Origin of the sequence: Streptomyces sp. NPDC059477 (assembly GCF_042749375.1) — a bacterium.
In the GTDB taxonomy this organism is placed as follows: domain Bacteria; phylum Actinomycetota; class Actinomycetes; order Streptomycetales; family Streptomycetaceae; genus Streptomyces.
Map to the genome: position 1 here is coordinate 32821 of NZ_JBHYUG010000072.1, position 7743 is coordinate 40563.

General features: G+C 69.5%; 9 protein-coding genes. 3 read left to right on the forward strand and 6 right to left on the reverse strand.

The genetic code is table 11. From position 1 onward, the window contains the following. Positions 1-3 precede the first annotated feature (3 nt). The 3 genes from ACFXAZ_RS28830 to ACFXAZ_RS28840 form a co-directional block, all read right to left on the reverse strand. Positions 4-837, reverse strand: coding sequence for a MetQ/NlpA family ABC transporter substrate-binding protein (locus tag ACFXAZ_RS28830; protein ID WP_384597121.1), 834 nt, complete (start codon positions 835-837; stop codon positions 4-6). 138 nt (positions 838-975) lie between these two features. Further along, on the reverse strand, positions 976-1713 hold the full coding sequence (locus ACFXAZ_RS28835; RefSeq protein WP_384597123.1) for a methionine ABC transporter permease: 738 nt from the start codon (positions 1711-1713) through the stop codon (positions 976-978). Further along, positions 1710-2819 (reverse strand): methionine ABC transporter ATP-binding protein, encoded by a 1110-nt coding sequence (locus ACFXAZ_RS28840; protein WP_384597125.1) that lies wholly within the window; start codon positions 2817-2819, stop codon positions 1710-1712. The genes ACFXAZ_RS28835 and ACFXAZ_RS28840 overlap by 4 nt, the downstream gene beginning before the upstream one ends. 579 nt (positions 2820-3398) lie before the next feature. Between ACFXAZ_RS28840 and ACFXAZ_RS28845 the strand changes: the two genes are divergently transcribed. Both ACFXAZ_RS28845 and ACFXAZ_RS28850 read left to right on the forward strand, forming a co-directional pair. Continuing rightward, positions 3399-3758 carry a hypothetical protein gene (locus ACFXAZ_RS28845; protein ID WP_384597127.1) on the forward strand — a complete coding sequence of 120 codons (360 nt, stop codon included), beginning with the start codon at positions 3399-3401 and terminating at the stop codon, positions 3756-3758. Next, entirely contained in the window at positions 3739-4176 is a 438-nt protein-coding gene (locus ACFXAZ_RS28850) for a hypothetical protein (RefSeq protein ID WP_384597129.1), read from the forward strand. The genes ACFXAZ_RS28845 and ACFXAZ_RS28850 overlap by 20 nt, the downstream gene beginning before the upstream one ends. A gap of 94 nt (positions 4177-4270) precedes the next feature. Here ACFXAZ_RS28850 and ACFXAZ_RS28855 read toward each other — a convergent pair whose 3' ends face one another. Next, complete coding sequence (locus tag ACFXAZ_RS28855; protein WP_384597131.1) at positions 4271-4768, reverse strand: GNAT family N-acetyltransferase; 498 nt, start codon at positions 4766-4768, stop codon at positions 4271-4273. 266 nt (positions 4769-5034) lie between these two features. Next, on the reverse strand, positions 5035-6234 hold the full coding sequence (locus tag ACFXAZ_RS28860; protein ID WP_384597133.1) for a glycerophosphodiester phosphodiesterase: 1200 nt from the start codon (positions 6232-6234) through the stop codon (positions 5035-5037). Between the two features lie 347 nt (positions 6235-6581). Here ACFXAZ_RS28860 and ACFXAZ_RS28865 point away from each other — a divergent pair, with 347 nt between their 5' ends. Continuing rightward, positions 6582-7256: a lysophospholipid acyltransferase family protein gene (locus ACFXAZ_RS28865; protein ID WP_384597135.1), complete on the forward strand. Its 675-nt coding sequence runs from the start codon at positions 6582-6584 to the stop codon at positions 7254-7256. 218 nt (positions 7257-7474) lie between these two features. Here ACFXAZ_RS28865 and ACFXAZ_RS28870 read toward each other — a convergent pair. Next, positions 7475-7743 (reverse strand): ATP-binding protein (locus ACFXAZ_RS28870; RefSeq protein WP_384597137.1); only part of this gene is annotated, 269 nt, incomplete at its 5' end.

The window sequence follows — 7743 nt, forward strand, 5'->3', positions numbered from 1 at the left end:
TGTTCAGAAGGCCGCGACGACGGAGCCGTCGTACGTGTCGTCGATGAACTTCTTCACCTCGGGCGAGGTGAGCAGTTCGGCCAGTTCCTGGATGCGCGGGTCGTCCTCGTTGCCCTTCTTCACCGCGAGGAAGTTGCCGTACGGGTTGTCCTTGGGGGACTCGGCGACCAGGGCGTCCTTGGCCGGGCTGAGGTCGGCCTCCAGGGCGTAGTTGCCGTTGATCACGGCCGCGTCGACATCGCCGAGGGAGCGCGGCACCTGGGCCGCCTCCAGCTCCTTGAACTGGAGGTCCTTCGGGTTGGACTCGATGTCCTTGGGGGTCGCCTCGTAGCCGACGCCGGACTTCAGCGTGATGACGCCGTTGGCCTCCAGCAGCTTCAGCGCGCGGGCCTCGTTGGTCGTGTCGTTGGGGACGGCGACCGTGGCGCCCTTCTTCAGGTCGTCGAGGCTCTTCAGGCTGTCGGAGTAGACGCCGAGCGGCTCCAGATGGACGGTGGCGCCGGGGACGGCAACGATGTCGGTGCCGTTCTTCTCGTTGAAGTCGTCCAGGTAGGGCTGGTGCTGGAAGTAGTTGGCGTCGACCTCGCCGTCCTGGACGGCCGTGTTGGGGGTCACGTAGTCGGTGAACTCCTTGACCTCCAGTTCGAGGCCGGCGTCCGCGGCGAGGTTGTCTCTCACGTAGTTGAGGATCTCGGCGTGCGGGATGGCGGTGGCGGCGACGGTGAGCGGACCGCTGGTGTCGGCGCCGGCGTCGTCTTCCGAACCGCAGGCGGAGAGTCCGAGGGTGAGGGCTCCGGCGGCGAGGACAGCGGTGGTGATCTTGGCGGTGTTACGCACGAAAAGTGCCTTTCCTATGGGGTGGTGCGGCCCCGCGGTGGTGTGCGGGGCGCGCGGACATATGGGGTGGGCGGACATGTGGGGGCGCGCGGACATGTGGGGTGGGCCGGGCGGCCCTCGGGAGCAGGAGCGGTGGGGCTAGACGGCCTTGCCGATCTCGGCGGTCCCGGTCTCCTTGGCCCGCAGCAGGGCGAGCCGGGGCATCGGGCCGGACGCGCCAGCGCGGCGGTGCAGGGAGCGGGCCGCGTAGTCGCCGGCGAACTGGATCAGGGAGATCCCGACGGCGAGGACCGCCACGGTGATCCACATCAGGCCGGTCTCGAAGCGCTGGTAGCCGTAGCGGATGGCGAGGTCGCCGAGTCCGCCGCCGCCGACCGTGCCGGCCATCGCGGAGTAGCCGATGAGGGCGATGACGGTGGTCGTGGTGGAGGCGATCAGGGACGGCAGGGACTCGGGGATGAGCACCTTGCGGACGATGGTCCAGGTGTTGCCGCCCATCGACTGGACGGCCTCGACCAGTCCGTGGTCCACCTCGCGCACGGCCGTCTCGACCAGCCGGGCGAAGAACGGGATGCCGCCGATGGCCAGCGGGACGATCGCGGCCTCGCTGCCGATGGTGGTGCCGGTGACCCAGCGGGTGAAGCCCATCAGCGCGACCATCAGGATGATGAACGGCATCGAGCGGCCGATGTTCACGATCTGCCCGATGACCTTGCTGACCACGGTGTTCTGGAGGAGCCCGCCCCGGTCGGTGAGGACCAGCAGCACCCCGATCGGCAGACCGGCGGCGACGGCGATCAGGGTGGACCAGCCGACCATGATCAGGGTCTCGGTACACGCCTGCTCCAGCAGGGGCCGTATCTCGGACCAGGTCACTGGGCACCTTCCTTGGCGAGAGTGGGCCGGGCGCCCGTCGTGTCGGTCCGCTCACCGGCGGCGGCGTCGCGCTCACCGGCCGTGTCACCGGCCGCGTCGGCCCGCTCGCCGACCACGTCGATCTGGAGTCCCTGCTCCCGCAGGAATCCGATGGGTACGACGTTGTCCTCGTAGCGGCCGGGCAGTTCGATGCGCATCCGGCCGACCTGGAGGCCGCCGACGGTGTCAATGGCGGCGCCGAGGATCGAGATGTCGATGTTGTAGGTGCGGGACAGCTGGGAGATGACCGGCTGGGTGGCGGCCTCGCCGTGGAAGGTGATGTCGAGGACGGTCCGGTCGTCGGCGGAGGCGTCGCCGGTCACCGGGAAGAGCGCGGCGGCGAGTTCCGAGCCGGGGGTGGCGAGCAGTTCGCTGACCGTGCCGGACTCGACAATCCTGCCCCCGTCCATCAGGGCGGCGGAGTCGCAGACGCTCTTGACCACGTCCATCTCGTGGGTGATGAGCAGGACGGTCAGGCCGAGCTGCCGGTTGAGGTCGCGCAGCAGTTGCAGGATCGAGCGGGTGGTCTCGGGGTCGAGGGCGCTGGTGGCCTCGTCGGAGAGCAGCACCTTCGGGTCGCCGGCCAGGGCGCGGGCGATGCCGACGCGCTGCTTCTGGCCGCCGGAGAGCTGGGCCGGGTAGGACTTGGCCTTGTCGGCGAGGCCCACCAGGTCGAGCAGTTCCAGCGCCTTGACGGAGCGTTCCCGCCCCGACTTGCCGAGGATCTCCAGCGGCAGTTCGACGTTGTCCTGCACGGTCCGCGAGGACAGCAGGTTGAAGTGCTGGAAGACCATGCCGATCCGGCTGCGGGCCCGGCGCAGTTCCTTGCTCGCGCGCGGGCCGCGTCCGGCGAGCGCGGTGAGGTCCTGGCCGGCCACGGTGACCGTGCCGGAGGTGGGGCGTTCCAGCAGATTGACGCAGCGGATGAGCGAGGACTTGCCGGCCCCGGACTGGCCGATGACGCCGTAGACCTCGCCTTCGCGGACATGCAGATCGACGCCGTCGAGGGCGGTGACCTCACGGCCGCGCGAGCGGTAGACCTTGGTCAGGTCCGTTGTCGTGATCACTGGGGATTCCGTCACTGTCGAGTGCGGGCGTGGGTGTGCGCCGGGCACGGGTGCATACGGTCGGGAGCACGGCACGGTTCTCGCGGTGGCGAGCAAGCTGGGGAGAACAGGCGCGCGGGGCGGCTCGGTCCGGCCGGCTCCGCTGCGGGAACGCGGGCGCGGACATGAGCGGTCCCGCTTCGGGGCGCGGGACTCGGGTGGTGCGGGGGCCCTCTAGAAAGCGCGCATTCGACACATACAGCGAGCACCGGGCGTCGTGGTCGCCTCGGTCGCAAGGGTGCGGCTGCTCGTCGTGGTCATGCGAGCAGTAAACCAGACGTACGGTCCTTACCGGTGACCGTTGTCCGGATAGTGGACGAACATGGACGCCTCTGTCCGGTGTCCGGGGCGCGGGCCGGGATCCCCGCTTCCCCGCCCGTGACCAGCACGGACAGCGGGGAGAGGGCTGCCGCGGCCAGGTGGGCGCGGAGTTCCCGGGCGGGATGGGTTGTGGCCAACGCCACGGTGGCCGTCCCGGCGGAACGGGGCACTCCGGGGGCGGCGGCATCGGGCCCTCCGGCCCGTAATAGGGTCGGCGGCATGCTTGAAGTCCTGACTCTGGTGACCGGCGTCGCCGCGTTGCTGCTGGCCGCGTGGTGCGGCTGGGCCGCGTACCGGGATCAGCCGACGAAGGACTGGCACTTCATCGGGATGGCCGTGGTGTCGGTGCTGGCGCTGGTCCAGCTGGTCGCCGGGATCGTGCTGCTGGCACGGGGCGAGAAGCCGGACCAGGGCACGACGATCTTCGTGGCGTATCTGATCGGGTCGTTCGCGTGTGTGCCGGCCGCCGGGTTCATGTCATTGGCCGAGCGGACCAAGTGGGGGTCGGTGACCGTGGCCGCCGGCGGGGTCGTGCTGGCCGTTCTGGAGGTGCGGCTCTATGACATCTGGGCGGGCTGAGGTGGGTACGGCGGCACGCTCCCGGCTGATCAGCGGTCCGGGGACGCTGCTGGTGTGGCTGTACGGCGTGATGGTCGTCGGTGCGGTGTCCCGGTCCGCCGTGCAGATCGCCACGGAGTTCGACAGGGCGCCGCTCGCGTACACGCTGTCCGCGCTCGCGGGCCTGGTGTACGGGTTCATCACGTACTCGCTGGTGCGGGGCGGGGAGCGGGCGCGGCGGGCGGCGTTCGTGTGCTGTGCGGTGGAGTTGGCGGGGGTGCTGGGGGTCGGGACCTGGACCCTGGTCGAGCCCTCCGCGTTTCCCGATTCGACCGTGTGGTCGGACTTCGGGATGGGCTATCTGTTCATTCCGGTGATCCTGCCGGTGACGGCGATGTACTGGCTGCGGAGGGCGGCGGGACGCGAGCAGGTGGGCTGAGCGTCAGCGGCGGCTTTCCCCGCGTCGTGGTTGCCCGCGCAGTTCCCCGCGCCCCTCGGGGCGTGGGGGGCACCGCTCGCCGAAAGGTCTGGCGTCACGCCGTCTGTACGAACGTGCCCGCCGGCTTCTCCAGGATGACCATCGGGACGCCGTCCTTGCCCTTCTCCGTGCCGACCGTCTCGTAGCCCACCTTGCGGTAGAGGCGGAGGTTGCCCTCGCTGCGGTGGCCGGTGTGGAGGCGGAAGCGCTTGGTGCCGTGCCGGTCGGCGAGGGCGGACTCGGCGGCCTTGAGGAGACGGGCGCCGATGCCGTGGCCCTGGAGGCGGGGGTGGACGCAGAGCCGGCCGATGGCGGCGGAGCCGTCCTCGTGCGCGGCGCCGCGCACCGCGCCGATCACCTCGTCGCCGAGCCGGGCCACGAAGACACAGTCCCCGGCGATCTCCGCGCGGACCTCGTCCAGGGTCTCGACCAGCGGGTCGATGCGGTAGTTGCCGTACAGGGCGGCCTCGCTCTGGAAGCAGAGGTATTGAAGCTTGAAGATCTGCTCGGCGTCGTGCTCGGCCGCCTCGGAGATGACCACGCTCATGCCCATGTGTGCACGCCTCCCGCTCACCTGTCGCCTGTCGTCCCTCACTCCTATCCCCGTGCTCCGCGAGCCGCAACCACCCGAGCGGGGAGGCGGCGCCGACATTCCGGATACTTGGAACATTCCGGTCCGGGTCTGCCCTGTGAGATACCCAACTCCCCCGAGACCACCCGCGACCGCCCGGAGCGCGGTCGCCCCGGGCGGTGGTTCCTCACCCCCTCAGAGGTGTGTTCTCGTCAGGGGTGTGTTCTCGTCAGGGTGTGTTTCGGCCGTCAGCCGGCCTGGAAGTCCGCGCGGGCCAGCAGGCCGGTGTCCGGCTGGTCGGTGAAGACACCGTCGATGCCGGTGGCGAAGTACGTCCGGTAGAGGCCGAAGACATCGCCGTACGCGTCGGCGTCGGTGCCCTTGCGGAAGGCCGGAGGCAGGAACGGGTTCTCGTTGCGCAGGGTGTAGGGGTGCAGGATCAGGCCGACCTTGTGGGCGTCGGCGACCAGCGTGCTCGGCTTGGTCAGGTTGCCGGTGGCGTCCTTGGGGATGACCAGGTCCACGGTCGGGCCGATGCCGTTGGCGTAGGAGGCGATCTCGCGCAGGCCGGCCGGCTTGATCAGGTCGGCGACGGTCCGGGGGTCGCCGGAGTCCACGAAGTCGTACGGGCGGCTGCTCGCCCCGGAGAGCAGCACCACGAGCGGGTTGTCGACCAGCTTGTTCAGGCGCTGGATGCTGGTCGGCTCGAAGGACTGGAGGATGACCGGCGAGTTCCACTTGTTGCGGCCGTACTTGCGCAGCACGTTCGCGACCCGCTCCTCCAGGGCCAGGCCCTGCTTGCGGAAGTAGGTGGGGTGCTTCAGCTCGGGGTAGATCCAGACCTGCTTGCCGCGCTTACGGGTCTGCTCGTCCTGCCACTTGAGCACCTCTTCGAAGGTGGGGATCTCCCAGCGGCCGTTGTAGAGGGTGTTGTGCGGGCGGTTGGCCGGAATGCGCTCGGTGGCGCGCAGGGTCTTCAGCTCGGCGAGCGTGAAGTCCTCGGTGAACCAGCCGGTGGTGGAGTAGCCGTCGAGCAGCTTGGTCTTCTTGCGGTCGGCGAACTCGGGGTGGTCCGCGACATCCGTGGTGCCGCCGATCTCCGGCTCATGGCGGCAGACCAGATGGCCGTCCTTGGTGGGGACCAGGTCACCGGCCTCGACGATGTCGGCGCCCAGGTCCAGGGCCAGCTGGTAGGCGCCGAGGGTGTGCTCGGGGCGGTAGCCGCTGGCGCCGCGGTGACCGATGATCGTGGGCTTGGGCAGGTTCTTCAGGCCATTGCCCGTCTGGCGTGTGTCGGTGGCACTCGCCGTGCCGGACAGTCCGAGGACGGCCCCGCCCGCGCCGAGCACGGCGGCGCCGAGCAGCGCCCGTCGTCCCGTGTACGCCTGGTTGTTCGCCTGGCTTGTCGCCGGGCTCTTCGCCTGCTCGTTCGGCTCCTGCGATCCCATCAGCGGCCTCCTCGCCGTCCGCTCCGCACCCCACCGGGGCGCGTCCCTCCGGCCGGGCGCCGGGTGGTGCGCGCCGATCGTAGGGTGGCGGACGTGACGGAAGGGGGGCGCTGACTCGAACACATGGGTGACGGTGGATGTCGTACGGGCGGCCAGGTCTGACGGTGTGTCCAGTGGGGTCCGTGGGTGAACTCAGGTGAACGCAGGTCAATAGTGCGTAAGAGCTTGATGAACCCGATGTGCGTTGGGCGGGTAACCGCGAGTATCGTCCTCACCTGCGCAGACTCATACGCACAGACGCATTACGCCACAAACCCATACCGAAATTCTTGACACCGGAGGGCCCGTTGTCCCGCTTCGCGCTCATCAAGGCAGTGCTCGGACCGATCATGCGCCTGATGTTCCGCCCCCGGGTGGAGGGAGTGGAGCACATTCCCGGCGACGGCCCCGTGATTCTGGCGGGGAACCATCTCACGTTCATCGACTCGATGATTCTGCCGCTGGTCTGTGACCGTCAGGTGTTCTTCATCGGCAAGGACGAGTACGTCACCGGCAAGGGCCTCAAGGGCCGGGCGATGGCGTGGTTCTTCACCGGCGTCGGCATGATCCCCGTCGACCGCGACGGCGGCAAGGGCGGGGTGGCGGCGCTGATGACCGGCCGCCGGATCCTGGAGGAGGGGCGGCTGTTCGGCATCTACCCCGAGGGCACGCGCTCGCCCGACGGGCGGCTGTACCGGGGGCGTACGGGGATCGCGCGGCTGACGCTGATGACGGGGGCGCCGGTGGTGCCGTTCGCGATGATCGGCACGGATCGGATTCAGCCGGGTGGGGCGGGGATGCCTCGGCCGTGCCGGGTGACGGTGCGGTTCGGGGAGGCGCTGGAGTTTTCCCGGTACGAGGGGATGGATCGGGATCGGTATGTGTTGCGGGCGGTGACGGATTCTGTGATGACCGAGGTCATGCGGTTGTCGGGGCAGGAGTATGTGGATATGTACGCGACCAAGGCGAAGGACGCGGCGTAGGTTTTTCGGGGGTTTCAGGGGCTTCAGGGGTTTCGGGGGTGGTGTCCGCGCGTTGTCCCGTGCGGGTGCGTTGTGGCTTGTCGCGCAGTTCCCCGCGCCCCTAAGGGGGGGACGGGGTGGCGGCACGTTCTTCGGTGCAGGCTCGTCGTGGTTGTTCGCGCAGTTCCCCGCGCCCCTGAGGGGCGGATGGGGGTTCCGGTGAGATTTCTCGTGCGGCTTTAGTGGCGTTGTGGGACCGGGGGCTCTTCCGGAGGGGCTTTCCTGGTGGTTTCGGCGGGGGTTGGGAACCAGAGGACGAAGGTTGAGCCTTCGCCCAATTTTGAGAAGAGGCGGATCTGGCCGCCGTGGGACTCGACTATCTGGCGGACGATCGCGAGGCCCAGGCCCGCGTGGCGGTCGCGGGTGGTGCCGTGGTCGCGGGCGCGCCAGAAGCGGTCGAAGACCCGGGTCAGGCCCCCGGGCGCGCGGGGCCGTAGAACGCTACGGC

Coding starts and splice junctions, on each gene's coding strand:
- ACFXAZ_RS28850 (WP_384597129.1), top strand. CDS start 3,739: ATGACATCTGGGCGGGCTGAGGTGGGTACGGCGGCACGCTCCCGGCTG.
- ACFXAZ_RS28855 (WP_384597131.1), bottom strand. CDS start 4,768: ATGGGCATGAGCGTGGTCATCTCCGAGGCGGCCGAGCACGACGCCGAG.
- ACFXAZ_RS28845 (WP_384597127.1), top strand. CDS start 3,399: ATGCTTGAAGTCCTGACTCTGGTGACCGGCGTCGCCGCGTTGCTGCTG.
- ACFXAZ_RS28860 (WP_384597133.1), bottom strand. CDS start 6,234: ATGGGATCGCAGGAGCCGAACGAGCAGGCGAAGAGCCCGGCGACAAGC.